The organism is Pandoraea eparura (assembly GCF_902459725.1).
Lineage (GTDB): Bacteria > Pseudomonadota > Gammaproteobacteria > Burkholderiales > Burkholderiaceae > Pandoraea > Pandoraea eparura.
Window position 1 is genome coordinate 127,319 of record NZ_CABPSH010000012.1, and the last position, 26,235, is coordinate 153,553.

A 26,235-nucleotide genomic window follows, 5' to 3' on the forward strand; every position below is an offset into this window, starting at 1 on the left:
ACATAACAAACCTAGCGTCCAGTGGGGCAGTGAGTCTCATGGGCACTGGGACCACCCCACCAGTGAAAAGGGCGGCCCGCGCGTGGGCGTCGTCTCGGCCATCACCATTTGCCCAGCTCCCGAGCACCCTGACGGAGCATCACGGTGGACATGTTGCCGTCATCGAAAACGAGTTCGGCGAAGCGGCCACCAGTCTAGCCGTATTGATTCATGCATTATTTTCACCACGTTAAAGGTCCGCTTTTTATGTGCACAAGTGCCCCGTTACCGTGCTGTCCGGCTTTCTCGGCCAGGGCAAGACCACGCTCCTGAATCACGTTCTGAATTGGTGGCTTGTGAGGTGTTCCCATGCAACTGACTGCTAAACAACAACGGGTTCTCGCCACGCTCCAGCAGGCCGGCAGCCCGCTCAGTGCCTACGCACTGCTGGATCGGCTGCGGGATACGGGCTTCAGCGCGCCGGTGCAGGTCTACCGGGCCTTGGAGCGCCTTGCCGAGCAGGGGCTGGTTCATCGGCTGGAGAGTCTGAACGCATACGTGTCGTGTTGCCATTCCGGTGGTTGTCGGCACGGCCTCAAGGCATTCGCCATTTGCGACAACTGCGGGCATGTCGATGAGTTCGCCGACAACAGCCTGGAGCGCTACCTCGGTTGCTGGATGAAGGACAACGCTTTCTCGCTGCGCAGCTCGACCATCGAGCTGCACGGCAACTGCGCGGCTTGCGTCGAGCCGCAGTGACATCAATGCCGAGCCGCTGACCCACGAACCCGCGAGAACGCGATTCGCCCATTCGTGGTGGGGCGCCGTGCGTGGCTGTTCGCGGATACGACCGGCGGTGCGAAAGCAAGCGCCAATCTCTATTCGCTCGTCGAGACGTGCAAGGCCAACGGCGTCAACGCCTACCGCTATCTGACCGAGTTGTTCAAAGCGCTGCCTCATGCACGCAGCGCCGATGATTACGAGGCCTTGTTGCCGTGGAAGCTGGGCCGGCGCACGGACACCACCGCGGCCTAATTCGCGTCAACGCGCAAGGGCGTGGTCGATCGACCGCTTACGCTTTTTGTAACATCAGCGGCGTTTTCGACGGAGCCGTCGGCGATTGCGGCACAGCAACGTTGCCAACCGCCCAAGGGGTTTGCGGCAGCGGTAGATCATCCAGTTGGCGGACGCAAAGTAGGGTGCTCGCAGCCATCCCATAGCAACAATAAAATCAATAACTTATCAATTTGCGAACGGCATAGACACCCTAATTTTTGTCCATCAATGCGGACACAATTTGAGTGCGTTTCTGTGGCGCGACAGAAAATAGATGCAAAACGGTTGCGGACTCTACCGTGGACAGAATGTGGGTCCAATTCTGCGAGCCGAGTCAGGTAATCATATCTGGTGTGGATCGATGCTGGGCCGGCCAGCCTTTTGTAGACATCTTCGAGCCATAATTTGTGGCAACCGAGGAGGTCAGTATGAGCGGCAAGCGGTACACAGACGAGTCAAGATTGAGGCAGTCAAGCAAGTCACTGAGCGCGCTCATTCGGTAGTGGGTGTGGCGCAGAGGTTGGCGTACTGGCATTCGAAGGCTACATCGTATTTTGAACCCGATGCGCGCAATGCGTTGAAGTGAGAGGTCTTTTATTTATGAGTGTCGATCGCCATCAACCAGATTCCCGAGCGGTCCCAGAGCGTGAGCGCGCTTGAAGAAGTACAGTTTCAACTCATCGAGAACAAAGGTCGCTACCAGAACCACACCCATTAGCCCGCACAGCACAGTAGCAGGAATAGGCGCCGCTAGTAGACCGAAGTAGGCCATGATCGTTGCGATGACGGCATTCCCGATCGTTGCCAAAGCGACATATCGGCTTGGTGCAAATGACCAAAACCGTCCTCGTACGCGCGTCAGGTAGATCGTTGTTTGCGCCGAATATATCAGATACACGAATACCAGCGTCTGTATCTGGGCAACGGAGAGGGCCAACGCGTCTCGTGCGATCCACACGATGGCAAATCCCAATAGCAGCCAACCAGCCGCAAAAATAGCCGCGATCCTGCTGATATCTTTGATGTTCCATTTCTCCGGCGTGGGCGAAACCCAAGCGCGGTCGGTGGCGAGCGTAATGGTGACGATGTCGTTCAAGACCACCAGCACGGCGATCAGCAATAGCGAAGTCACAAAGAAGCCGCTGGCGATATAGCCGATGACGAGCAAGGCAGCCAGTTCGATCGTCCTGGCGATCTTGGTGATGGTCCAGGTCAGCATGCGACGGTAGACGCGCCGGCCGCTGTGGATGACGGCGATCATGTCCGCGAGTCCGGGGTGCATCAGGACGACCTGGGCGGATGCCTTGGCAACGTCGGTCGCGCTGCTCACCGCGATGCCGACCTCAGCTTGCTTAAGCGCCGGCGCGTCGTTGACCCCATCCCCCGTCATGCCGACGACGTGACCGGCGTGCTGGAGCACCTGCACCAGGCGGAACTTGTCCTGCGGGTAGCAGTGGGCGAAGCCATCATAGCGTAGCGGGTCCGTCAATTCCGTCCTCGCGTCGCCGAAGCGATCACCGATTCCGACCTGGCGGCCAACGGTACGGGCGGTTGCCAGCATGTCCCCGCTGACCATGAGTACGCGAATGCCCAGCCCTTGCAACGCCTTGATCAAGGCAGGTGCATCCTCGCGCAGCGTATCGGCCAATGCCACCAAGCCGCGAATGGTCAGACGATCTTCCGGCCCGACCGCCACGGCCAGGACGCGCGCGCCGGTCGCGGCCAGTTTCTCTACACGATCGAGGAGCCCCGCGAGGGGCTGCGCGAGGTCTTGCACGGCAGCCGGCGATCCGAGAACCACCCGGATAGATTGGCCGTCACGATTGACATAAGCCTCGGAGCGCTTTGTCGCCGGGTTGAAAGGAACGAGCCGCTGGCGATCGAGCGTGGGCACCGACCTCTGCCTCAGGGCGCCCAGGACCGCCAATTCCAGAGGACCCTGGGACGCTTCATCGCAGGCGGCAGCGGCCCAGGCCAGCACGTCGTTTTCGGACTCGGCCGCGACGGGAACGATGGCCGTGACGACCTGCCGGTTGTGCGTGAGCGTGCCGGTCTTGTCAATGCACAGCACATCCATCGTTGCCGCTTCTTGAACAGCGGAAAGTCCTGTAACCAAGATGCCGTTGCGCGCGAGTGATCGGGCTTCGACGGCATTGGCTACGGTGAACGCCGCCGGCATCGTCACTGGAACGGTGGCGATCACGAGCACAAGCAGGAAGGGAATCAGCGTGAGCAGATCAGCTCCGCCCCAGAGCGCGAAAGCGACCAGCAACGCCGCCAGCACGGCGTCGATGGTGACGAGATGGCGCACGACGGCAAAGAGAAGCTGATCCAGGTGGCCTACGGCCCGTGCGGAACGCACGAGTTCGGCGGTCCGGCCGAAATAGCTTTGGGTTCCCGTCGCCGTCACGGTGGCCGTCGCTTGCCCGCCACGAACGGTGGATGCGGAATAAATCACCTCACCAGCACGGCACGTCACGACGGCCGATTCGCCGGTCAGTACAGCTTGATCGACGTCTATCGTTCCGTCGTCGACCGTGCAATCGGCGGGAACCAGATCGCCCGGTCCGATGTGAATTTGATCTCCGGGGACCAGTTCCCGTGCAGGCACCAGTCGCCACGTTCCGTCGCGGCGCACGCTGGCGCCAACGCGCAGGCGACCGCGCAGAAGATCAAGAACGCTTTGTGCCCGCCGCTCCTGGACGCCGCCTACTGCGGCGCTGAACAGCAGCCAGAGGCCGATCATGATCGGCTCATTGACCTTGCCCAGGACGAGTTCGAAGATCAACGCAACTTCAAGCATCCAGGGAATGGGCCCCCAGAGTCGCTTGAGAATGCCGCGCAGCAAACTGACGGGCTTTTCCGGAATCTCGTTGAAGCCGTATTCCCGCAGCCGGACGCGGGCCTGATCCTCCGATAGCCCAGCGCTTGGCTCTTCGTTGTGCGCCACCGGGAGCGGTTGTGCGTTGGTCATGATGTATTACTCCTATGTCCCAACCGGCCAGGCCAGCACCAGAATGCCAGCCACACCCAGGGCGGCTCCTGCCGCAAGGCGTAGCGTGAGCGGTTCACCCAGGAACACCATCGCCAGGACGATGGCGAAAACGACGCTGAGCTTATCGATCGGCGCGACCATCGATGCTGGCGCCATCCGCAAGGCGCGGTAATAGAACAGCCACGACAGCCTCGTCGCCACGCCGGATAGTAGAAGGAATAACATGGGCCACAGTTCTGCGCCGCGCGGCCAGATCAATGCTCATGACATTCAGATGAACAGTCTGACCAAGAGCGCAATACCAGCGCCCCACATGGCAACGACCACGCCAGCTGCCAAGCGACTGGCTGGCCATTCGGTGGATTTGGCCGCGGCTTCTCTATGTTCCTCCATCACATCGGGCGGGATGATCCGGACAACCAGCAGGATGCCGAGTGGCACGATTACCAGATCATCCAGGTAGCCGAGCACCGGAACGAAATCCGGGATCAAGTCGATGGGCGACACCGCATAGGCGGCTACGACCAGTGCAAGCGCCTTGGCGAACCACGGCGTGCGCAGGTCGCGCGCGGCAAACCATACGGCATGCACGTCGCGTTTAATCGTGCGCGCCCATTTCTTGGCGTTTGAGATTAGTGTCATAGCGGGCCGCCTCAATACGCTAATCGTTCCCGACGCGGAGCAAGGCCAGCGTCCCGGCTGCCATCAGCAACGCCGCCAGGCCAAAACCGAGGGTCGGTGAAACCGAGGACCACAGCACGCCAACTGTGGCGCTGGAGATGAACTTGGCCGTGCCGTTGACCGTACCCAGAGCGCCGTAACTCATCACCAGCGTGTCGGCCTGCACCATTTCCGCCGTCACCGTGGATTCCAGCGCTTCCTCGACGGTCACGTACAAGCCAGCGACAAAAAAGATGGCAGCGAGCAGCGGTACGCTGTCCACCGAAAGCCAGAAGGCGAGTGCTGTCAGGGCGGCCGTTAGGGCGCCCAGCACATACCCGACAACTAGCATGGGCACGTGCCCTACCTGATCTGCCATCGCGCCGACCGGGTAGGACAGAACGACCTGCACCACGTTGCGCCAGACATAGAGCAGGCCGGCGACCTGGGCGGCCTTCAGGACACCCAGCGATGGCGTGAGCAAGGTGGTCGCGGCCAGGATCAGCAGCGAGTGAGAGAAATCGCCGATGCCGAACAGGCCGACCGCGCCGAGATAGCGCTTGAAGCGCGCAGGTAGACTGCGCAACGAGCTGAAGAACTTGAGCGCCGGATTCGGCGAGTGCTGCGGGTCCTGGACCAGAGTCAGGAACGCAACGACGGCCAGCACGCCAGGGATCACCGACAGCCACAGCACCAACCGGAATGGGTTGGCCGCGCCGTCCAAATGGAGCCCCTCCGCCCAGCCCAGCAAGGTGACCCCCAACAACGGGCCAAGGACCGCACCGATGGTGTCGGCTGCGCGATGGAAGCCGAAGGCCCGGCCCTTGGTTTCCGGCGTGACTGACTGAACAACGATCGCATCACGCAGAGGGCCGCGCAGCCCCTTGCCGAACCAGGACACGATCCGCCCCAGCAGCAACAGGGGCCAGCCAGCCGCCAGTGCGATCAGCACCTGTCCGACCGGTGTCAGCCCGTAACCCACCAGTACCAACAGCTTGCGGTGCCCGAGCTTGTCGGCGACGTAGCCCGCCACCATCTTGGTGAAGGCGGCAATGGCATCAGCAATGCCTTCGATGAGACCCAGCACAGCGGCCGGGATGCCGAGCACCGCCAAAAAGCCAGGCAGGATGACGGTGGTAGTTTCGTAGCAGAAATCCCCCATTGAACTCGTGATTCCCGCACCCACAACCGTGCGGTTGAGCCAGCCTTTGGGCGCCTCTGCCGGTGGGGCGGCTTCGGTGGTGATGTTCTTTTTAGTCATTTCGATATCTCTTTCTGCCGTTGCTCGTAGGTAGACGCGTTCGGCCAGCGTTGGCCGATACATGATTGCGCTCCTTGTTCATGGTCAGATCTCGAACGTGGCGAGCATGGGGTCGTGATCAGAAGCCGCATTGGTGAGGTCATTGCGGCTCGTTGGGTGCGCTGCGGTTTTCTTCGTGGGCTTCGTAGACGCGCTGGGCGTAGGTGTCCAGCAAGGCTTCACAGCCCTTGAGCCGTTCGGACGCCTCTGCGGCCAGCGTGGCACCGTAGAAGTCCAGCTTGGTGATTTTTTCCAGCCAGGTCTGGAGCTTCTTCAGATCGACGTCGTTTTCTTCCAGCTCGGCGTAGGTGAAATGGCTTGCCGCCGTTTCCTTGGCGATCTCAGCCTCGAAGTCTTTGCACTTGTCGAGGAATTCAACGTACTCCTCGTCGCGATCAGCCTTGAAACGGGCGAGCACCTTGTCCGCCTGCGCGCGGTCGAGTGCCACCGTCTCCAGCAGGACCGACTCGCCTGCCATTTCGTGAATCTCGTTTTCGATGATCTTGAGTCGTCGGGTGTGGTCGTCGGTCTTGGGCAGCAAGCAGACGCCGTTTTGCAGATAGACGGCCCCCATGCCTTTGAGCTTGCGCCACAGCGCGATGCGCTTCTTGGCCGGTTCGGGCGGGACTTTGTACGTCAGCATTAGCCAGTTCTGCGTGTTCATTTGGACTCTGCCCATTATTCGATTGCACAATCTAAATGTAACTGTCGTTACACTATAGTAGCAACCTTATGAATTTATTTTCTGCATTTCTCACTTACTGTCCGGTTGAGGCATACCCTAACCGGGTGTCAGACCATGCGATGCAAAGCCATCCGAATAGAGTCGCATTGACGATTAATTGGCACGCTCGGTCACCCGCGCCAACCGACGTATCAACGATACGTTGGCCGAACCGTCGTCGGAAATACACCGCAGTCAATTCAACGACGTGCACTAGCGCCGAGACAACGGCAAGGCGGCTTTGCTGGCCTGGCTGCGCCAGCCAGGCACCAATGGAAAGCTCGTCGTGCTTTCGCGTCGGCACCTCGAAGTGCATCAAATCGCGCTGGAAGCAAGTTGCTGTACCGGTTAGAGAATTCCCGAGTCCGGACAAGCTGGTGTTTGTGTTTTCATTCCAAAATTGAAACGTAGCCGGCTTTAAGCCAAGCGCGCGTGCCCCAAGCTCGGGCGACGAGGCGGCCCCGCTCGTACCTGCAATCTGGTTTGCTGCCTTTCAGCCGGTCTGGTAGACTTCGACCTCGAAGCACGGAGATGGCATTCCTCCGAAAACCGCCCTCGCGGGGCTGATGATGCCTGCTTAATCCTGGATACAGGAGGATGCGGGCCGCCCTTGCTCCCCCTTGTCCAGGTTTTTCGTGTCTGAATAACCTGGAAATCTCATGAAAATCCATAAATTGTCAGCTGCGAGAGAGCAGTTGATGATGCTGCCGTATCTCGGGCGCTGGGTTGCGTTAGCGACCATCGTCGGAGGCCTATCCGGCAGCGCTTCTGCACTTTTTCTGTGGTCGCTCGAATTGGCGACCGACACACGTCTAGCTCACCCTTGGTTGTTGTGGCTGCTTCCCGTCGGCGGCTTCGTCGTTGGCTGGCTCTACCTGATCTTCGGGCAGAGTGTAGAGGGCGGAAACAATCTTCTCATCGACGAGATTCATGATCCGAAGAAGGTAGTTCCTCTTCGCATGGCTCCGCTCGTGTTCTTGGGCACGGTCGCAACCCATCTTTTTGGCGGGTCTGCCGGGCGAGAGGGCACCTCTGTTCAGATGGGAGGCGCACTTGCAGATCAACTCACCCACTTTGTACGACTCGACAGCGAAGAACGCAGGGTCATACTGATGACAGGCATCAGTGCGGGTTTCTCATCTGTTTTTGGGACTCCATTGGCGGGCGCAATATTTGGACTCGAAGTCCTGGCGGTGGGGCGGCTGAGATATGACGCTCTGTTGCCATGTTTTGTTGGCGCAATCGTAGGTGATCTGACGACCCGTGCTTGGGGTATCCAGCACACAGAGTACGTTATCGCTTCGATGCCACCGGTCAACGCAGTACACTTACTGCTCGTGATTGCGGCGGGAGCGGTATTTGGCGTGGCAGGAATGTTATTTGCCGAAGGTACGCATGCAACTTCTGCACTGTTCAAAAAGGCTTTCAAGTTTGCGCCACTGCGCCCATTTGCTGGCGGCATCCTCGTCGCGCTAACCGCGGCACTCATTGGAACGCCTCAATATCTCGGGCTTGGCATTCCCACCATTGTCGACGCCTTCCATCATCAATTGCCTTGGTACGACTTCCTTGGCAAAGCCGGCTTTACGATTCTCACTTTGGGGTCGGGATTTAAGGGCGGCGAAGTTACCCCACTCTTCTATATCGGCGCGACATTGGGCAATGCCTTGTCGCACATATTGCCGCTTGCAGCCCCAGTGCTCGCTGGCCTCGGGTTCGTTGCGGTGTTTGCAGGTGCCGCTAACACTCCTATCGCTTCAACGGTGATGGCAATCGAGATTTTTGGCCCACAAATTGGTGCCTACGCGGCCGTCGCGTGCGTAGTGAGCTATCTTTTCTCTGGGCATACGGGCATATACCGTGCGCAACGCATCGGACACGCCAAGCGAATCTCCATTCCCGAGGGGCTCAGGCTCTCTGAGATTCATGCATTCCGGCGTGATCGCGCGTCCCGACCAGATACTTCGGCCGAACGACAGTAGCTCCGCTAAAACTCTCAATCGCATTCGGGATTACTTCACCATGAGTAAACATTTCGCGCTCAGGCTCTATTTTCATCACTCGGCTCGCGTTCGCCCCTCTCGTTTCTGGCATAAGGTGGCCCGCCCGTCACTTGCGTCACATCTTCTCAAAAAGGCGAGCGAAGCGGGTATTCACCAAGTCGTAATGCACCACGTGAAGGCGGGTTACCTACCCGGAGACAAGATCAGCCATGACCATTCGGACGCTCGACCCCATAGGCTGCCTCACTGCATCGAGCTGATCGACCTTGAACACAGGCTTCGCGAGTTTCTGGCCCATCACGACGAACATCTGGAAAACGTTCGAGCTGTGTTTTTCCCTTGCGAAATTAACGCGAAGGGGACTTGAGCAAACCCTGGCACGCGCATGCTGACCATACGCAGGCACGCGCGTGTCACGTTAGTCATTCGTAGGATTGGCGCTCTGGGATTACGCCACGAACTCCGCCTTGAGGCCATGGTGTGTCGCCGACATATCGTGGAATGACATGGATATGGACATGCGGAATCGTCTGTCCGGACGCCCCTCCGATGTTCACCCCGACGTTGTAACCGTCTGGCTCGAATTGCTTGTCGAGGAACGCTTTGACTTCGTCAACCAGATCCCACATTGCACGCTTTTCATCTCCCGATAGGTCGAAATAAGACGACACGTGTCTGGTGCTGACAATAAGCATGTGCCCGGTTGTCACCGGGTTGATGTCGTAGATGACTCGTGCATAAGCTCGGCGGAACACGGCCTTACCATCGTCGAAACAAAACGGGCATTCGACGTCGTCGGCGCGCATGACGCGAGACCGGAGGTGCCCGGTTCGGCCTGCTTCCTCCTTACGGTAGGAGTCGAGTACTAGGTTGACGATATACATCACGCATAGCGCAAGACCGACCATCGAAATCGTCTGTGCCGTGGTCATGGAGTCCTCTTCATGATGAAATGCCGATCGATTACCGAACGACGAGAACTGGACAGTGGGCGTAGGCAACTGCGAGGCGTGATATCGATCCTAAAAGCCATCGTTCGAATACCCCGCGCCCCCTATGTCCGGTGACGATGAGGTCGGCATTCAACTCCTCCGCGAGAATGACAATTTGCTCCGCAGGATGACCGACGCGAACGCTGCATTCGATTAAGAGTCCAGCGTTGGCTGCTCGCTCCCGTAATTGGGCGAACGCTTCGTCAAAATATGTTTCGGCTTGCTCAAGTAGCGCCTCCGTTTCGACGTCCTCAGCAATTTCCGGAGGTCTTGCTACCGCAAGTACGTGCAAAACGGCGCGATATTTTGCAGCGATATCGAGTGCATAATCGAACGCCTTTAGGGCGGCGGGCGATCCGTCGAACGCGAGAATGATGGTCTTGAACATGGCTACCTCCGCAATTACTCGTTCGTTCGCGTCGACTTGGCTGACGAGAGATCCAGCGATGGCTCTGCCGTTCCTTCACTGGCAGAAGCTTGCTGTCTGAGTAGATGTTTGGGGAGAAATGCTGCATTTGCGATTAGCGTCGGAATAATTGCACTTCCAATGACCGTCGCGATTATGAAGGAATACTGTGCTTGATTGATGATTCCGTGCGATAAGCCAAACAACGCCGAAATACTCCCAAACGTCAGTCCCGTGGACATGAGAAGGGTTGTGTACATTGACTCTCGTCTGGGAGACCCGTAGCCGCGCGCTACCGGATATACACCGACACATTTCGTTACGATTTTTGCCCCGAGCAGTACGAGAACCGGAATCGGCGCCGCGATGATGTCCGGAACGGAAACGAAGGACCCCGCGCGAATGAAGTAGAACGGAGTGAGCAAACCAAAGGTCAAGGTGCGTAGTCGCCGAATCAGGACGTGATCCTTCCCTACAGTGCCGGCCAACACCATGCCAACGATGTAGGCGGGTAGCACTGCTTCACTGCCGGCCCACGTTGCTAATGCAGCCAGACCGAAAAGCACTAACAGCAGAAACTTCGCCTCCAGTTCGGACGGTCGGTTGCCATAATGTTTGAAGAATCTGGGGGTTATCCACGGCAGTATGCAAAATGCAAGCGCGAGTCCACCAAAGAAGATGAGTGTGCGCAGCGAGAAGGGCGAAAATATGAAACCCAAGGCAAGCACGGTTCCCAGGTCGTTGACAAAACATGCGGCAAGCACGGTTTTTCCATAGTTCGTAGCGTTAAGGCCGAACTCAAGCATGACCGCGTAAACCACGGCCACGGAAGTCGTGGACAGCGCGATGCCGACCAACCAACTGGCCCGCCAATCCCAATGCAGTACGAAGAAGGCGACCGCAAAGCAGCCTAGAAACGGGGCGAAGAAGCCGATCAGACCGACGGCGGAAGCCTCTTTCCATTTGAGGCGGAAGACCTGTGGGTCGAGTTCTGCGCCGGCGAGGAACGTCAATACGATAGCGCCAGTACCCGAGAGAAACTGAATCCACCCCGAGTCGGTCTGCAGCACACTGGCACCGACAACGGCTCCGATGACCAATTGCGCAACCGTTCCGACGACAATCTCAGAGAGTGCTGTGGCGATGCGAAACCAAATGGAAAGCAGGGTAGCGATTAATGCCATCGCCAGCCAAATAGACGCGAGGAACCAAACGTCCTTCATTTGGCACCCCCAACGACCGAGCGCACATTCACTCTGCAGGAAGCGTGAAGAGAAAAAAATCGGCCGAAATAGGAAGGAAATTTGCAGAAAATCACATGTACCTCCGACCGAAAATCTCTGGATCTTCGAGCGGGGGCGCAGTAACGTCTGTGCACCCCGAACCCGGGTGAGCGCAGACATCATCAGCCGTTGCGGCGGTTGAGGAGGATGTCATCTCCTTACTACTATTGCCGAGTATAGAAGGTGAGAATTCCTTATTCAAGCCATCACGGTGGAACGGGCTCGTCTGTACTCGACCAGCCGATACAGACATTCTGCGAGAGTCCTGCCTGTCGCGCGCTTGCCGTTCTGGTCAATAACAAGAAACGCTTCGTCCGACGGCCGCTCATCGAAGCCAAACACAGACACATGCCCCAACTGGCGCATAGCCCAGTGAGTGAACTCAGTCTGTTCTTGTTCGATCGAGCACACCCCGAGATAGTCTGGCCATCGCGCCTCCTTGATAGCTCGGAATTCGCCGGCCGGTCGGCCCGTCTTCTCGCAAATCGTAGGGATCATCGCTAACGCAGTTGTCTCGTCGGCTACGTCGCCTGCCAAGATGTTGTCGTTGCTGTCTTTAATAACCCAGCGCGATTTTGGATTGGCGCCCATCATTCGCCCGATGCGGGCGTTCACATCTGAAACCTGCACTTCCATTCATATTCTCCCGTATTCGCTCTCGTACGTAAAAGTGCCAGGGAGCACACGTGCGCCTAGGCGTGTGGCTTGAACGCGGCTTGCGCATCAAGGAGCTCTTTGCGGGCGGCGTCAATGTCGCCCCATCCCTCGAAGCGAACCCATTTGCCGGCCTCAAGGGACTTGTAGTGCGTAAAGAAATGCTCGATTCTTATGAGAAGCGCTTCACCTAGGTCAGGCAGCACCTCGATACCAACACTGGCCGCACAAATCTTGTCTACCGGGACAGCGATGACTTTTGCGTCTTCACCAGCCTCATCGGTCATTTTCATTAACCCGATAGGGCGGCATCGGACCAATGCGCCGGTTTGTATCGGATACGGCGCGACGACAAGGACGTCAACAGGATCCCCATCCTTTGACAGCGTGCTCGGGACAAAACCATAGTTTGCCGGATAGCGCATGCTGGTCGATAGGAATCGGTCAACACGAAAGAGGTTAAGCGCCTTGTCAGCTTCATACTTGACCGGTAAAGCGTCAGCGGGGATCTCGATAATGGCGTTGAAATCGTCCGGGATGCCAGTCCCAGCGGGGATGCTGTTGAAGTCCATAGAGGATGAGCCTTTGGGCAGGGAAGAGTCGTTTTTCGCACGGCGACAAGCCCAGCAGGCTAGCTATCGCCGAGCATCTCGAAATCGATAGGGAAGCGCGTGTAAAAGACATGGACTCGCTCGGTTCGCACAACTTCGAGCAGACGCTCGGCCTCCTCGTCTGTAATGGCGAGCACAACCTCAATCGGTTGTTCGGCGAGTTCGAAAAATCGTGCGGCATGAAGCTTGCCGACGTGGTCAATTCCTTCAGCGCCGGCAATCATTGTCGCGCCACGAATGCCCAACCGGCGCACTTCGAGCATGAGCCACTCGGCTACCGTTTGATGGCCGTGCCGATGATTTTGCTGGGTATAGAAAGTGAGCTGACATCCTTGCATGATGACCTCCACGGGAGCCACGCGAGCGAAGTCCGGGCGCAGTTCCGCTAGCCCAAAGAAAAATTAGTAGGATGTTTGTCTCGCATAGGTCCCTCCGTCAGCTTATATTTTTCGTGGTCGACGGGGACGAACTCCTACGCCCCGCGTCAGCAGTACGTAGGCATCATCAGCCAAAAATGGCGGTTACAGGAGGAATGCCATCTCCTATCTGCGTCTAATCTAGCATATTACGGTTCATTAGTGGCTGCGACGTAGCTGTGGCAAGCGTAGCAACGGCTCGATCCGGGTACAAAAACAACTTCAATGCAGAGTGGATAAGGCTAGTCACGATGTCAGCAGCTGCAATCGCTTCTGACGCTGCGCCTTCATGTCCGATGACGGCAATCGACAGACGTGCGGCGTTGAACATGTCGACATCGTTTCGCCCATTTCCAATGGCCGCCACTCGCGGTGCTCCCAAATGGCGAACGTAGTCGGCCTTCATTACCCCTTGTTCCGCACCGTGTAGCGAAACCAAATGCACAGGGAGATCCTTGGCGCGTTCGGCAATATCGCCATATACGTCCCCTGCGACCACATGTAGCAGCGCATCGCGTGAGAGGACATGGAGGAGGGGGGTGACTCCGGGAAGCACCACACCGTTGCGGCCTAATGTGCCATTGAAATCGAGGACGATATGTTCTAACGAGAGTTCCCCGAACCCTGGGATATCGATATATAGCATCAAGTCCTCCCCGTTTTTATCTAGCGTCTACTGAGGAGGTCACGGCAAATGCCTTTGGGCCGGCATAAGTCGCGGCATCTCCAAGCTCGTGTTCAATCGCAAGCAGACGGTTGTACTTCGCGACTCGCTCTCCGCGAACCGGCGCTCCTGATTTTATTTGTCCGCAATTGAGTGCGACGGCCAAATCGGCTATTGCGGTATCTAACGTCTCTCCAGAACGATGCGAAACCATGCATCGATACCCCGCATGCAGGGCCATGCTCGCCGCATCTAGCGTTTCAGAAACTGTCCCAATCTGGTTAGGCTTGATTAGCGCGCAATTGCAGCACTTTTCATCAATGCCGCGGCGCAGGTACGTTGGATTGGTAACAAACAGGTCGTCGCCGACAATCTGCACTCGACCACCAAGCCGCTGTGTAATGTTAGCGAATCCATTCCAATCGTCGTCTGCCAGAGGATCTTCTAGGGAAACGATCGGGTATCTGTCGAGCCAGTCAGCCCAAAAGGAAATCAGCTCGTCGGAGGTGAGGCGCATCGTTTCAAGGCGAAGGAAGTACTCATCCCCTTCGCGGAATGCACTGGCGGCCGGATCAAGGCCGATGACGACGTCAGTGCCAGCGGCATAGCCAGCCCGCTCAATGGCTTCCATTAGGAACATCAAAACCAGCTCATTGGTTGGTGCGCCGGGGACATAGCCCCCCTCGTCGCCAACGTTGGCCGTGTACCCGCGAGAGACGATGACTTTTCCTAGCTCGTGATAAATTTCCGAGCCGTATCGGAGCGCTTCTGCGAACGTCGGGGCACCAACGGGCACGATTTTGTACTCTTGGATGTCTGTCCCGCCTATGGCGTGGGCACCGCCGTTTACGACATTGAACATCGGCACCGGGAGTACGTGAGCGTTGGAGCCTCCCAGATAGGCATAAAGTGGTATTCGATGAAATTCAGCCGCCGCTCTTGCACACGCCAGAGAAGTCGCGAGCGCCGCATTTGCCCCTATGTGAGATTTGGTGGGTGTTCCGTCAAGGAAGATTAATAAGTTGTCGATTTCCCGCTGACTGTCCACCCGTTTGCCATGCAACGACGCAGCCAGGCGGCCATTTACGTTGGCCATTGCGTGACGTACGCCTTTGCCTCGATAGCGTGACGTGTCTTCGTCACGCAACTCTTTTGCTTCAAATGTTCCTGTCGATGCACCCGATGGACATGACGCGGTAGCGGTCACGCCGCCCGTGACCGTGACGGTGACTTCAAGTGTTGGGTTGCCGCGAGAGTCGAGAATTTCTCTGGCCTGAAGCGCTTCAATGAGGGGAATGGACTGCATGACGCTCTCCCGATGGGACATGCCGCATAGGACACGCCGTTGCCAAATTCCGAAGGGCGAGGGCCCGTCGGTTCGTAGGCATCATCAGCCGGGAGGCGGTTGAAGGAGAATGCCATCTCCTATGTTGTTGAAGTCTACCCGAAACGCCATGAGGTTTCATCGAGAAGTTGTCGTCTCTCGACATTGCGGCGCCGGACTTGATAGACTAACCCGAAAGGGAGATGGCATTCCTCCAAAACCGCCGGGTAGCACGGCTGATGATGCCTACGAGGTTCGGCGTGCTGAACACGCCTTTTTATTACCCCGGGGTTCGTCCATGTACACAGCCGTCTTAGCCGTCGGAATCGGAGGCGCACTTGGTTCACTGCTGCGTTGGGCGATAGGTGTTCGACTAAACGCACTGTTCATTGACCTTCCACTTGGCACCTTGGCAGCGAATTTAATCGCCGGCTACATCATTGGCGTCGCGATCGCGTTCTTCTCCAGATATCCGGAGATTCCTTCGGAGTGGCGGCTGTTCGTCATCACCGGCCTGATGGGCGGCTTGTCAACATTCTCCACATTTTCCGCAGAGGTGTTCAACCATCTTCAGGCCGGGCATTACGCCTGGGCGTTTGGTGAAATCGGCATTCATGTCACTTGCTCGGTCCTTATGACAGCGTTGGGTTACGCAACTGTCGTCGTTCTTCAGTGACCGCCCTAGAGGGCAGAGAGCGGACGTCGCATAGACTCATGGGAAGAACGCCCTAAAAGCTAAGGCGCAGCAGATGGTTGTGTGCAATGACCAACGAAGTACCGAGGCACGTCCGGAAACAACGGTAAGGATTTCGACTACCGTGGTGAGCACAAGGAAGACCATTTCTCTGGGGCCGAGTGGAGTTGCCCCTGTAGCTCAGGACATGCGTGCGCATGACGCGATAGATGCGCTTCGCATTGAACGGCATCTGTCCGGCAGCAACGCGTTCGGTGCGCAACGTGCCCCAAACGCGGCGATAGCCATGGCTGGGCAAATCGCAGACAACCGGGCGCACTTCATCCATTACCACCGCATCGTCGGTCGGTCTGGATTGCAGCTTGTCGCGCCATGTGGCCGCGCGCGCCCGGCGTACCGATACGTTCGAGCGCGACACACCAGTGGAACAACTGGTTCGGGTTCACGCCGTGCTGCCGCGCGACCATCGAAACCGACTTCCCCGGCTCGAAACGCTTCCGCACCATGGCCAGCTTCTGCTCCGCCGTCCGGCGCCGGCGACGCTCCGGCCGCGTCATCACTTCCATCACTTCCTGCCTGGTGTTAGTCAAAAACTCAGTCTTATGCCTATCCGAGAAGCTCGCCGATTCCCATGACGACCCCGACTACGGTCGCGGTCGCGCGCAGATTTGCCAAGAACGGCCCTAGAATACCGCGGCTTCATAGGTAAAGTCGGCGAAGAAGCTAAGAACGCCAATCATGGTTACGAATTTCAGCGCCGCTCTGGACTTTGTTCGGTTTGGCCGATCTGCTTGCTGTAGAAGCGACGTGCCCACTTTTTCCTCGCTGAGATGACGTCCTTCGAGCTGGGTGACCCAACCGCTTTTCAGGTCACGAAAACGTTCCGAAAGCGCCGACGGGGTCACGATCGACCAACCGACGTAGTCTGCACACCTGTGATGCGACAAGGTTCGTGCGCACAACGTGGTCGGGCTCGAGGATGAAAATCTCCGCAAAGTGCTTCAGGCAAACCTCGCCCGGAGATACGCCTTGGTGGAGGAGACGGCTGGTCCGGAGAAGCGCCTTCATCTGAGCGATGGCTTCGGCATCGCAGGCAGGGCACGCGGCATCCCGTAAGGGAGGGGCATCTAATTCGAAGTCCTCCGCGTCTAGCACCTCCAGCGCCCGCTCACTATCCGATACCTCATCGATGACGGCGAGATTCCAACTGGCGCTACGGCGAAAACGTCTCGCAGATTGTGGTGTTTTGTGCGGTCTCGGTTTGATGCCTTTCGCCAGCATGCTTTTATGGCTGCTCCATGCCGCGTACTGGCAATCCTCATCAGGAGACATCAGGACCTCTGCGACATGCTTTGTACACGTCGGACTCACAAGCCACAGCGGCTGTTGCTGCTCGACGGCGTGAACGAAACGTTCGCGCCACAATTTTTGTGCCGAAACGACTGCGTCGCAAATTACACAGCCGATAGTTGTGCTCGATATCGCGTCAAGCGGATAGTGACCTGCTGGAACGCGACTTCCGGCTGAAGCGTCTCTGAGGTCAGCTCGAACTAGCTCCTCCAGAAGCGAGGCACGCTCCAGCGAAAAAAGTCTGGGTACGCGTGCCAGCTGTTGGCCGTCTAAGCTCCAGGTGCCATATCTGTCGTCCAGCTTGCGGATTCGCAACCGCGCGATGCGAAGGGCCTGCGCCACAGTCTCTACCGACACGCAAGTCACTGCGGCTCGCAGGTGGTCGAGGCAAAGTTGTGTTGCGAGCAGACGATCAGACGCCTTTCGATCTTGCGGCAAGGATCTGAAGAACCTTGCCAGGCTTTGCCCCTCCCGCTGTTTTCGATACCAACAGGCAGGGCATTTGTGTCTTGCACCGAAAACCATGGTGCGAACTTTGTCGGTAGTCTGGGGTAGCGATGCGAAAATCTGCTCGAACCAATCGACTGCGGTTATCGCGCGCGTTCGGAAAACTGTATTTCCTGCAAGGACGATAGATAGGTCGGAGGTGTGCTGTTGGCAAAAGCCGAGCGTGCCGACCAGCGATTCGCTCACGGAGTCATTTCGGCGCTTTCCAAGCAGCGATCCAGACACATATTTCAATTGAGCCGTCTGGACGTCCGAACAAACGTGGCAGGTGCAGAATCTTGGCAAAATGCTGCGCGACTTGCGGGATGGGGCCTGGCTCGGCGGAGCGTCTTCCTTCGCGACAGGCAAGAGGCGCGATGTGAAAGGAGGGCAGCTATCGATGTGTGGTTGTGTCGTGCTCACGAACGACTCCCGTCGGCAATGCTACAAACTCGCACTTGACGGTGCGACCTGTAGGCATCATCAGCCCGGCGGGCGGTTATGGGAGAATGCCATCCCCGTGGTCGAGTATATCGCAGCGCGTCGGGAGTAGCACGTTGTCAGATTTTGCCCAAAGAACTATCGCGTGCTAGACTGAGCATCGTGGAGATGGCATTCTCCCTCAAGCGCCGAATCCTCGGCTAATGATGCCTACGTTTTCCCGGTGACGGGCGCGTAGGCTTTTTTATGCCCAGTTGCCATGAACGCGTTCAGCGAAATGGAAGGCAGCATGGCAAATTCCACAACCAAATCTGCGACTGCACTGATGTCCCGGGAAATCCGCGACGCGGTTGATAATGCGCGCTACGCGCGCCCCTCCTCAGACAAGTTGGTGGCCACCTCAACTCGAGACAGCGGCCAGCACGCGGCGCTCTCGCCTAGTCTTCTATATGAAGGGCCAGAGCCTGCAGAGCTCAGGTCCACGGCCCCTCCGACGTTTGTTGACCTCCACCTCGGGTCAGTGATGCTACACGTCAATACGAACCAGGCAGAGTTTGATCTGAATCCTATTCTCAATACGCCGCTTGAACGTTTGACCGATATCGCGTATCGGCAGGGGGTCGCAGCAGAGCTTGAGCAGCAGACGGTCAGTGCGGCAGTCAGGGAATTTGCCGAGCTCATGCGTCACTCTAGAAAAAGCGAGGAACGGTCACTCAAGGCCTATTTCGGGTACGAGAAGAAGTTCTGGTTTCTCGACGCGGCCCGTCAATATTGCGCCGCAGTAGATCGGGTGACGGAGGCGTTCGATGGGGTAGACCTGAGATCCACCGGCCTTCTGCGCATGCAGGAGTACGTGATCGAATATGCTCATGGCCCCCAGTACACTGCACTCAAGGGTGAGGTCTTTGGACTCATCGACACGCTCGCGAATGTCCGATATTGCGTGTGGGTCGATGGCGGTGAAGTGACAGTCTACCCATTTGGTGACGAGCAAGATTACAGTGAAGCCATTCACAACACATTCGCCAAGTTCCGAAAAAATACCGTTCGTGACTACCGAGTGAACTATCGAAACGCGGACAACATGAATCATGTTGAATCGTGGATTGTCGACCTGGTGGCGCGCCGGTATCCGGATACGTTCTCCCGGCTTGACGCTTTTACGCAGCGATCATCGTTTAGAGATTCCGGCTTAGTAAAATTCGACAACGAGGTAGCTTTCTATCTCGGCTACTTCAGCTACATCGCTCGCTTTCGAGAAGCGGGATTGCCGTTTTGTTACCCGGATGTCACTTCGGAGAAAGGGGACATCGCGGGGACTGACGTATTCGACATTGCGCTCGCGGAAAAGTTGGTGCAATACCATTCGTCAGTGATATTGAACGACTTTCGGCTTGACGGCCCGGAACGGATCATCGTCGTGTCGGGGCCAAATCAAGGTGGGAAAACGACTTTCGCGCGGATGTTCGGCCAGCTGCATTACTTGGCTGCATTGGGCCTTCCTGTGCCGGCGCGTGCAGCCAAACTCTATCTTTTCGATGAAATATTCACCCATTTCGAGAAGTCTGAGGATCTCACGACGCTTCGAGGAAAGCTGGAAGACGACTTATTTCGCATGCATCTGATCCTGGAGCAGGCGACCTCCAGAAGCGTCATCATCATGAACGAAATTTTTTCGTCGACGTCGTTGAAGGACGCGATGAAGCTCGGAACACGTCTAATTGAGAAGCTCTCCGCGCTGGATGCCTATTGCGTCTGCGTCACGTTTATCGACGAGCTCTCTACGATCAATGATAAGACGGTAAGCATGGTCAGCATGATCGACCCGAAGAATCCGGCCGTGCGAACGTTCCGAGTTGAACGTCAAATCGCAGATGGTCTTGCATATGCTCACGCCATTGCCGAGAAGTATGAAATCACCTATGACTGGTTGATGAGGAGAGTGCCGTCATGAACGTGTTCCTAATGCACCCGGACCGCGACTTCTCGCCACCGGCCGAAGGCGCATGGGATCGGGACGAACTGGCCAAAGATCTTGCGCTGCCAACGCTCTGGCATGCCATGGCGGCAGACGATGAGTTCCTGTATGAGGTCGCCGGGCGAGCGACGTTTGGTGCGCTGACTAATGATGCGCAGACCATTCGCTATAGACATGCGGTCCTGCGCGACTGCCAGGAGAATACGGAAGTCATCGATGCTGTCTATCAGGTGGCATTGAGCGCGATAGAAGAGAAGGGGAAATCGTACTTTGGAATTCTCTCTATGTACCCAAGTGCAGTGCTGCACGGTGCACGTGAAGTCATGGAGATATTCGTCAGGAAGCTCAGGGAGCTTAGGCTAATCGCAGAGAAGAACGAGCATTCATTTTCCTCCGATGGTTTTCGACGCCTTTTCTCGATGCTCAAGGAAGAACTCTCTGAGGAGTACCTGGGCGAAGTTGAGCGTCATCTGGCAATTCTGCACTTCCGCCGAGGGGTGTTGTTGAGCGCCTCCCTAGGGAAGGACGGGCGGGGCATCGATTACGTGGTTCGGTTACCTAATGCGGACGAGCGGCCTTGGTGGCGCAGGCTTATCCGGCGACGGAAATCTGCATTCACCTTCGAAATCCCTGAGCGGGATGACGCCGGTGCGCAAGCCCTCAATGACATTCAAGGCCGGGGGATCAATTCCGTTGCCAACGCGCTGGCTCAGTCCATGGAGCACATTCTTGGATTCTTCGTGCTTTTGCGTACTGAGCTAGCGTTCTATCGGGCCCAGTTGAATCTGCAGCGCCAACTTGGTTCGATTGGCGCGAGACTCTGCGTTCCTACTGTTGCGCCAGCCGGCTCGCGGGGACTACGCTTCGACGAGATGTACGACGTGTGTCTCGCGCTCCAGATGGGGAAGGCAATCGTAGGAAATCGTGTCGATGCAACGGGCAGGTCGCTAGTCATGATCACAGGGGCGAATCAAGGCGGAAAATCGAGCTTTCTGCGGAGTGTGGGAATCTCGCAGCTCATGTTCCAGGCGGGGATGCTGGTCGGAGCTGACCAATACGAGAGCGAGCTCTTCCAAGGCCTGTTCACGCACTACAAACGTGAGGAGGATGCTGGGCTCGACAGTGGGAAGTTCGACGAGGAAGTGTCGAGAATGAGTCGAATAGCGAAGAAGATCGTTCCGAACTCCATGCTGCTATGCAACGAATCGTTTGCCGCCACCAATGAAAGAGAAGGATCGGCAATCGCTCACGATGTCATCCGGGCCATGTTGGATAAAGGGATTCGGGTGCTGTTCGTCACCCATTTTTACCATTTGGCCCGATCTGTCGTCGCATCGGAGTCTGGCAAGACGTTGTTCCTTCGTGCACCTCGCAACGAGGATGGAACGCGGAGTTTCCGGCTTATCGAGGGCGCGCCACTTGAGACGAGCTTCGGCGACGACCTCTACCGTCGGATTTTTGGCGAGGCCCTGGATCGCGATGATGAACCGACTCAGACAGGGTTGCCGGTTACCGAAGGGACGAGAGCCGAGTGACTTGGAATTTCGGTGGTTGCGACGCATGCAAGACTACAGAATCAGCGACGTTCGGCCGTCGGCGCCTGTCGGTAATTCAAGAGCGTTCCTGATACGTAGTTTCGAATCGAGGCGGTAGACCAAGGGCGTCGCATTGGGGACATCCATCGCACAAAATGCAGCTGGATCCGTGCCGTGGATAGCGGCGATAAGCATTCGAAGGCTGTTCCCGTGCGCGGTGACGAGCACACAGCGTCCGACGCGCAGCAACGGGGCAATCGTGTCTCGCCAGCATGGCGCTACCCTATGAAACGTGTCCTGTAGCGATTCCGTGCGCGGGATGAACGGAATTTCCTTCCTCGAAGGGGCCGATAGCTTGCCGACCAGCCTCCGCGCCTGCGCAGCATTCATCGGCGGGGGCCGGGACGTGTAACCTCGGCGCCAATGGTGCACTGTGGCGGTACCGTAGATTATCTCGGCTTCCGCGCGACCCATTCCGGTCAACGCACCGTAGTGACGCTCGTTCAATCGCCAGTCGACGATGCAACGAAGCTGTTCGGGCATCGGCGTCATAGCGAGGATATGCCCCTGTGAGTCAGATGCCCGCCGAAGGCTCGACGTGACAACGGCATCGAATCGCAGTCCGGCATCCGCAATCGCTTTGCCTGCATGACTCGCTTGCTTCACTCCGAGCGGTGTCAATTCGACGTCTGTCCACCCTGTGAAGCGCTGTTCGCGATTCCAGAGGGATTCACCGTGACGCACTAACACAATGGTCCCCAACGGGCTCTCCCTGTCCTCAGTTACCGCGACTAGTAATTAAATGTTGTTGCCGATAGCACCCGTAGTGTTGTCGGGGCCACTCGCGGCACCGCTCATACAATTGCTCGTCAGCCGCTTTAGCGCCTCCTGCATCGCTGAGAGGCGCATCGCTACGGAGTTGCGCGGGTCTGTCAAACGGCTTCGCTCGCTGTCCAGCCAGGTGCGCCTCGCTTGAGCCCACCCCTGAGCTGTTTCGTTCAGCAACCCGCCGGTCCCGCACGTCCAAACCGCTAGTATTTCAAATACCCGCAGATTCGCCAATGCACGCATGGCACGTGAATGCAATGTTCGCCAGTGCGATTGACGTTTCAGTTCGTCGAAAAATCTGCCAGCTGTCAGCGGACCGAAATCTATTTCAGGAAGAACTGGCAGGCGAGGGTAGTGACCGTCGAAGTCAGTGCGAGAATCGGATATCGCTTGCCTGGCATACGTCACGAACTCGCGAAACGCGGCCTCTCGTTGCCTAAGTTGTTGGATCAAGGACTCCGCGTCAGAACTGACGCGACCTCTAAGCGAAGACCGGATCAGTGGTGCAGGATCAACTAGGTCGTCGGGACCCTGCCGTATCAGTTCGACGATATTCTCACACGCTTCTGCAACGGCTTCGGATATGGTCGCCGCGTATCTCGTCTCGATCATGCTAACAGTAGGCGGGTTTTCCAGGCAATGCTCCGCACGACAAAGTGCCTGATGGCACCGGGTTGAGCGACTCTCCAGGTCTTGGGGGGAAGATTGCGACTCGAAGGTTTGGATCTTTGCGCCTAGTGCACGTACTACGTCTCGCCGCAGGTTGCCAATCCGCCGAGACCTCACGCCGCCTCTGATTTGCTCGCGCTTCGCAATGCTTTCCTTGAATAGGCCTTCCAGCCACGGATCGTTCAATGCCCGACGATCCCCTTTCGCGCTCGAAAGGTATATCGGGATATGTTTGCCGAACGAGCGCTTCATTACTTTGTCGGCGTGTTCGAGAACTTGCCACTGTTCACGCAACGAGAGTTGATCTGCCTTATTGATCAATACGGCGAGTTCGCCGCCCAGATCCAGTGCCCGACTTGCAATTCGTAGGTCCAGATTGCTGAGGCCCTGTGCATCCACGACGAGAACTGCCAAGTCGAAGTACGGCGAGGATCGCCACCACCAGCCACTGACTTCTAGGCCGTCGATACCAGGCGAGTCTATGATCACCAGACCGTCACCGATGTTCGTCATGGGTAAATCCACTTTCACCAGTGATACGTGTCGCGCATTGCTCCTGTTCCATTGGATGTTCAGGTATTCGTCCAGTTGCGTCGCAGGCGCTTCCATAAGGCATCCATTTGAGAACAGGATATGGATGCCCGCGTGTTCGCCGGATTCGATAAACGTGGTTGCAGCGGTGGTTGGCACCGGCCCCGTCGGCAAATTGGCAGCGGGGGCGACGAGGTTGGTCAGAGATGTTTTTCCGGAGGTGGACCGGCCAACGAGTAGAACTTGTAAGGCGGAGGACGTGCGTTGCTCGACCAACACTTCAGCACGTTCCTGCAACGAGCTCAACCCGAAGTGTGAGCAGGTTTGCAGTAGGTCATCGAGTGGAATTTCGCCTGCGGTGTTCGAAGTCGCTGAAGTCGGGGAGTCAACGTGTGTGTACGCGGCGTCCACCGAACAGCGCACAATTTCGGCGGCCTCTTCGACGCGTTCTATGAACAGCCTAAAGTGACGCGAGCCGTCTGGAGAGCCGTGCGTTAACGATTGCCGAAGAGAGACGTCGAGCCGTGTAATCGTGGCCGCGATTTCGTCGAGGCAAGAGCGCATTGCCTGAAGTGTGTCTCTTGAGTCGACGTACGTGACAGCACCGACAGTGCTCATCAGATCAAATATCGCGAGGCGGACTCGGTGAACGGCATCAAGCACAGTGTCCCGGACCAGCGCCGGCTCTTCGTCACAATATTGCGGAATGCGAAAGTCCGCCGGTGACGTATCGAGGATACTGCGCAGTTCGTCAAATTTCTCAAGAAGCCCGGTGAGCGCGTCTGCAATCTCGGGCGACACGGCATGCTGTGAGTTTGTCATTTCGTCATGCTCCGCATCAGCGAACACTCTGCACCTTGGCCGGAGGCCAGTGCAGTCGCGCAGGCATCATCATCCGATGTCGGAGGTTGTTTCGGGGAATGCCATCCCCGTATTCGCTAGCTGTGTTGGACTAATCTCCTCCGAGGTACCCGTACTCGATGGGAATTCGCGTGTAAAAAAGTTTGACGCCGCCGGCTGAAAGCGCTGCGATTAGGGCGTCTACCTTCTCGTCCTCCGCAACGACAGTGATGGCTACCGGCTCATCGGCCAACTCAAAGAAGCGGGCCGCGTGCAGCCTACCGTCTGCACCCACACCCGTAGATGCTTGCACCGTTGTTTGACCATGGATGCCCGTTTGCTCAATCAGCGATGCAATCCATGTGTCGGCACCTTGCCCGCCCTTTTTTTGGTCTTTTGTGAAGTAGACCGTTAATTGGCTGCCTTTGGCCATATGGAATTTCTCCCAATGCGTTCCTTGGCCATGAGCACGCGACGAACGTGCCATAGCCGAGCGATAATCGGTCCGAAACTTTGGGAGGGAAATTCATAAGCCTACATCCCGCATGTCTCGGGGTACGTAGGCATCATCAGTCGCGAACGCGACGGTTGAAGGAGGAATGCCATCTCCTGTGTCATTACGATTCTAGCACTAACAGATGCACACGTTTGGCCTCCTTAGACCTCCTCAAGGTGGGCGGTATCGTTCACACGATGGATTTTGATACTCGCAGGCCCGACATCAAATTCGTTGATGGCGCAGGGAGATTGCTCTATGCGCCAATAAGCCGAAAGCGGTTGATCAAGCAACTGAATCAACAGCGCCCGGTTGACACTGTCATGTCCGACCAGAACCACTGGACGCTGCTCGTTGGCGTGTTTATCTAAAACGTATCGCAATGCGTCGGCGGTCCGGCACACCAGATCCTGAAGAGACTCCCCGCCGGGGAATCGCATGAGGTGTGGTTTAGCTCGCCAGACCTCGAATTCTTCAGGCCATTTCTGTTTGACTTCTGCGTGCGTCAACCACTGCCAGTTACCGTAGTCGAGGTCGTTCAAATATCCCAGCGTAGCACTTGTTGCAGTACACGCAGTCGCAATGTACGTCCCGGTGTCGACACAGCGAGACATCGGGCTGGTGTAGACGAATGCAGGAGGCGAGTGTTTTTGAAGTCTGGCAGCCAATCTTAATGCCTGCGTCCTGCCGAGAGAGGTGAGTTGCGTGTCAGACCGACCTCGAAATCGTACCGGCTCGATGCCTTCGACGTGTCCGTGCCGTACCAAGAGAATTCGTGTCATTTGAGTCCTCCTTGCCTGCTGCAGTTGAAATGAATCTCCAGCGTGAGGGCATCCCTGGATGCACCATTTGGGGAGCATAGCGCCGCTTCGAGTTGGTGGGTACATCAGGATCCAGGCTGCCGTCTCCCGTGAAGGATGCAGCAAGATACAATTTGTATTCTTCTTAAGCCACTGCACAGCCTATCACTGCGCCGATCATCACCTCTGGTCGGCAATATACTTAGCCCGTGAGTGTAGGGCCTCGCCCGATGGTCGAATCGATTTTAACGGTTTCGATCACAAATGATTCGGAACAATTCCGGATCATTTGGCGCCACACCAACCATGATGCTCCGGGTCGTCCTGAGTTCACTTTGCCGCCAAACGGACAACTAGATGCTTCCCCCCAACATCCTCTTTCGAGGCCCTCTCAGCCCTTGGAGGACGCACTACTTCCATCGACACGGAATTCTGATTTCAGGGTAAGCGACCGGCAAACCCGTCTTGACGGGTCAGGTTTCAGGGCGCGGCCGGCGTCCAACGGTGCGGCAGCAGATCA

Annotated in this window: 23 protein-coding genes, 4 pseudogenes and 9 riboswitches; of the genes and pseudogenes, 8 read left to right on the top strand and 19 right to left on the bottom strand. The window is 57.1% G+C overall.

Annotation, left to right across the window (positions count from 1 at the left end):
• Positions 1-248 precede the first annotated feature (248 nt).
• The 3 genes and pseudogenes from PEP31012_RS19920 to PEP31012_RS19930 form a co-directional block, all read left to right on the top strand.
• A pseudogene (locus tag PEP31012_RS19920) lies at positions 249-326 on the top strand (GTP-binding protein); the annotation flags it as partial.
• A 22-nt stretch (positions 327-348) separates the two neighbouring features.
• Positions 349-738 carry a Fur family transcriptional regulator gene (locus PEP31012_RS19925; RefSeq protein ID WP_150591031.1) on the top strand — a complete coding sequence of 130 codons (390 nt, stop codon included), beginning with the start codon at positions 349-351 and terminating at the stop codon, positions 736-738.
• Between the two features lie 18 nt (positions 739-756).
• Positions 757-1,014, top strand: a pseudogene (locus tag PEP31012_RS19930) (transposase domain-containing protein); the annotation flags it as partial.
• Positions 1,015-1,633: 619 nt separating this feature from the next.
• Here PEP31012_RS19930 and PEP31012_RS19935 read toward each other — a convergent pair.
• From PEP31012_RS19935 to PEP31012_RS19955, 5 genes and pseudogenes are all read right to left on the bottom strand, one after another.
• On the bottom strand, positions 1,634-4,009 hold the full coding sequence (locus tag PEP31012_RS19935) for an HAD-IC family P-type ATPase (RefSeq protein ID WP_150591032.1): 2,376 nt from the start codon (positions 4,007-4,009) through the stop codon (positions 1,634-1,636).
• 12 nt (positions 4,010-4,021) lie between these two features.
• Positions 4,022-4,255: an EamA family transporter gene (locus PEP31012_RS19940; RefSeq protein WP_150591033.1), complete on the bottom strand. Its 234-nt coding sequence runs from the start codon at positions 4,253-4,255 to the stop codon at positions 4,022-4,024.
• Between the two features lie 45 nt (positions 4,256-4,300).
• Positions 4,301-4,648: pseudogene (locus PEP31012_RS19945) on the bottom strand (YkvA family protein); the annotation flags it as partial.
• 43 nt (positions 4,649-4,691) lie between these two features.
• A complete protein-coding gene (locus PEP31012_RS19950) occupies positions 4,692-6,014 on the bottom strand; it encodes an MFS transporter (RefSeq protein WP_246171392.1) in 1,323 nt (440 codons plus the stop codon).
• 76 nt (positions 6,015-6,090) lie between these two features.
• Positions 6,091-6,654 (bottom strand): Chromate resistance protein ChrB, encoded by a 564-nt coding sequence (locus PEP31012_RS19955; protein ID WP_150591035.1) that lies wholly within the window; start codon positions 6,652-6,654, stop codon positions 6,091-6,093.
• A 578-nt stretch (positions 6,655-7,232) separates the two neighbouring features.
• A riboswitch (Fluoride riboswitch) is annotated at positions 7,233-7,297 on the top strand.
• Between the two features lie 76 nt (positions 7,298-7,373).
• Here PEP31012_RS19955 and PEP31012_RS19960 point away from each other — a divergent pair.
• Positions 7,374-8,696 carry a voltage-gated chloride channel family protein gene (locus PEP31012_RS19960; RefSeq protein WP_217427152.1) on the top strand — a complete coding sequence of 441 codons (1,323 nt, stop codon included), beginning with the start codon at positions 7,374-7,376 and terminating at the stop codon, positions 8,694-8,696.
• A 40-nt stretch (positions 8,697-8,736) separates the two neighbouring features.
• Positions 8,737-9,084, top strand: a complete 348-nt coding sequence (locus tag PEP31012_RS19965) for a DUF190 domain-containing protein (protein WP_174978328.1) — start codon at positions 8,737-8,739, stop codon at positions 9,082-9,084.
• Positions 9,085-9,139: 55 nt separating this feature from the next.
• On the opposite strand, the gene PEP31012_RS19970 is transcribed toward PEP31012_RS19965, so the two are convergent.
• The 8 genes from PEP31012_RS19970 to eno form a co-directional block, all read right to left on the bottom strand.
• Positions 9,140-9,649, bottom strand: coding sequence for an HIT family protein (locus PEP31012_RS19970; RefSeq protein ID WP_217427153.1), 510 nt, complete (start codon positions 9,647-9,649; stop codon positions 9,140-9,142).
• Positions 9,650-9,680: 31 nt separating this feature from the next.
• On the bottom strand, positions 9,681-10,097 hold the full coding sequence (locus tag PEP31012_RS19975) for a universal stress protein (protein ID WP_150591037.1): 417 nt from the start codon (positions 10,095-10,097) through the stop codon (positions 9,681-9,683).
• Between the two features lie 14 nt (positions 10,098-10,111).
• Positions 10,112-11,338: a cation:proton antiporter gene (locus tag PEP31012_RS19980; protein WP_150591038.1), complete on the bottom strand. Its 1,227-nt coding sequence runs from the start codon at positions 11,336-11,338 to the stop codon at positions 10,112-10,114.
• Positions 11,339-11,504: 166 nt separating this feature from the next.
• Positions 11,505-11,565, bottom strand: a riboswitch (Fluoride riboswitch).
• Positions 11,566-11,596: 31 nt separating this feature from the next.
• Positions 11,597-12,034 carry a hypothetical protein gene (locus tag PEP31012_RS19985; RefSeq protein ID WP_150591039.1) on the bottom strand — a complete coding sequence of 146 codons (438 nt, stop codon included), beginning with the start codon at positions 12,032-12,034 and terminating at the stop codon, positions 11,597-11,599.
• A 56-nt stretch (positions 12,035-12,090) separates the two neighbouring features.
• Positions 12,091-12,624 carry an inorganic diphosphatase gene (ppa, locus tag PEP31012_RS19990; RefSeq protein ID WP_150591040.1) on the bottom strand — a complete coding sequence of 178 codons (534 nt, stop codon included), beginning with the start codon at positions 12,622-12,624 and terminating at the stop codon, positions 12,091-12,093.
• A 59-nt stretch (positions 12,625-12,683) separates the two neighbouring features.
• A complete protein-coding gene (locus PEP31012_RS19995) occupies positions 12,684-13,001 on the bottom strand; it encodes a DUF190 domain-containing protein (RefSeq protein ID WP_150591041.1) in 318 nt (105 codons plus the stop codon).
• Positions 13,002-13,151: 150 nt separating this feature from the next.
• Positions 13,152-13,215, bottom strand: a riboswitch (Fluoride riboswitch).
• Positions 13,216-13,725 carry an HAD hydrolase family protein gene (locus PEP31012_RS20000; RefSeq protein WP_150591042.1) on the bottom strand — a complete coding sequence of 170 codons (510 nt, stop codon included), beginning with the start codon at positions 13,723-13,725 and terminating at the stop codon, positions 13,216-13,218. It abuts the riboswitch before it with no gap.
• Between the two features lie 16 nt (positions 13,726-13,741).
• On the bottom strand, positions 13,742-15,040 hold the full coding sequence (gene eno / locus PEP31012_RS20005; RefSeq protein WP_174978333.1) for a phosphopyruvate hydratase: 1,299 nt from the start codon (positions 15,038-15,040) through the stop codon (positions 13,742-13,744).
• A gap of 77 nt (positions 15,041-15,117) precedes the next feature.
• Positions 15,118-15,178: riboswitch (Fluoride riboswitch) on the bottom strand.
• 79 nt (positions 15,179-15,257) lie between these two features.
• A riboswitch (Fluoride riboswitch) is annotated at positions 15,258-15,323 on the top strand.
• Between the two features lie 42 nt (positions 15,324-15,365).
• Here eno and crcB point away from each other — a divergent pair.
• Positions 15,366-15,743: a fluoride efflux transporter CrcB gene (gene crcB / locus PEP31012_RS20010; RefSeq protein WP_150591044.1), complete on the top strand. Its 378-nt coding sequence runs from the start codon at positions 15,366-15,368 to the stop codon at positions 15,741-15,743.
• Positions 15,744-15,909: 166 nt separating this feature from the next.
• Here crcB and PEP31012_RS20015 read toward each other — a convergent pair.
• Both PEP31012_RS20015 and PEP31012_RS20025 read right to left on the bottom strand, forming a co-directional pair.
• Positions 15,910-16,327: pseudogene (locus tag PEP31012_RS20015) on the bottom strand (transposase); the annotation flags it as partial.
• 304 nt (positions 16,328-16,631) lie between these two features.
• Complete coding sequence (locus PEP31012_RS20025; protein ID WP_150591045.1) at positions 16,632-17,804, bottom strand: hypothetical protein; 1,173 nt, start codon at positions 17,802-17,804, stop codon at positions 16,632-16,634.
• A 260-nt stretch (positions 17,805-18,064) separates the two neighbouring features.
• A riboswitch (Fluoride riboswitch) is annotated at positions 18,065-18,126 on the bottom strand.
• A 67-nt stretch (positions 18,127-18,193) separates the two neighbouring features.
• A riboswitch (Fluoride riboswitch) is annotated at positions 18,194-18,258 on the top strand.
• Between the two features lie 39 nt (positions 18,259-18,297).
• On the opposite strand from PEP31012_RS20025, the gene PEP31012_RS20030 reads away from it, so the two are divergent.
• Both PEP31012_RS20030 and PEP31012_RS20035 read left to right on the top strand, forming a co-directional pair.
• Complete coding sequence (locus tag PEP31012_RS20030; protein WP_150591046.1) at positions 18,298-19,992, top strand: MutS-related protein; 1,695 nt, start codon at positions 18,298-18,300, stop codon at positions 19,990-19,992.
• Positions 19,989-21,551, top strand: a complete 1,563-nt coding sequence (locus PEP31012_RS20035; protein ID WP_150591047.1) for a MutS-related protein — start codon at positions 19,989-19,991, stop codon at positions 21,549-21,551. Before PEP31012_RS20030 ends, PEP31012_RS20035 begins: the two co-directional genes overlap by 4 nt.
• Before the next feature lie 33 nt (positions 21,552-21,584).
• On the opposite strand, the gene PEP31012_RS20040 is transcribed toward PEP31012_RS20035, so the two are convergent.
• From PEP31012_RS20040 to PEP31012_RS20055, 4 genes are all read right to left on the bottom strand, one after another.
• Positions 21,585-22,301, bottom strand: coding sequence for a 2,3-bisphosphoglycerate-dependent phosphoglycerate mutase (locus PEP31012_RS20040; protein WP_343039910.1), 717 nt, complete (start codon positions 22,299-22,301; stop codon positions 21,585-21,587).
• A gap of 48 nt (positions 22,302-22,349) precedes the next feature.
• The gene (locus PEP31012_RS20045) at positions 22,350-24,401 is read right to left on the bottom strand and encodes a dynamin family protein (RefSeq protein ID WP_150591049.1); all 2,052 of its coding nucleotides are present in this window, start codon (positions 24,399-24,401) and stop codon (positions 22,350-22,352) included.
• A 53-nt stretch (positions 24,402-24,454) separates the two neighbouring features.
• Positions 24,455-24,519: riboswitch (Fluoride riboswitch) on the bottom strand.
• 12 nt (positions 24,520-24,531) lie between these two features.
• Positions 24,532-24,852, bottom strand: a complete 321-nt coding sequence (locus PEP31012_RS20050; protein WP_150591050.1) for a DUF190 domain-containing protein — start codon at positions 24,850-24,852, stop codon at positions 24,532-24,534.
• Positions 24,853-24,972: 120 nt separating this feature from the next.
• A riboswitch (Fluoride riboswitch) is annotated at positions 24,973-25,038 on the bottom strand.
• Between the two features lie 38 nt (positions 25,039-25,076).
• Positions 25,077-25,697 carry a histidine phosphatase family protein gene (locus tag PEP31012_RS20055; RefSeq protein WP_174978329.1) on the bottom strand — a complete coding sequence of 207 codons (621 nt, stop codon included), beginning with the start codon at positions 25,695-25,697 and terminating at the stop codon, positions 25,077-25,079.
• Between the last annotated feature and the right edge of the window lie 538 nt (positions 25,698-26,235).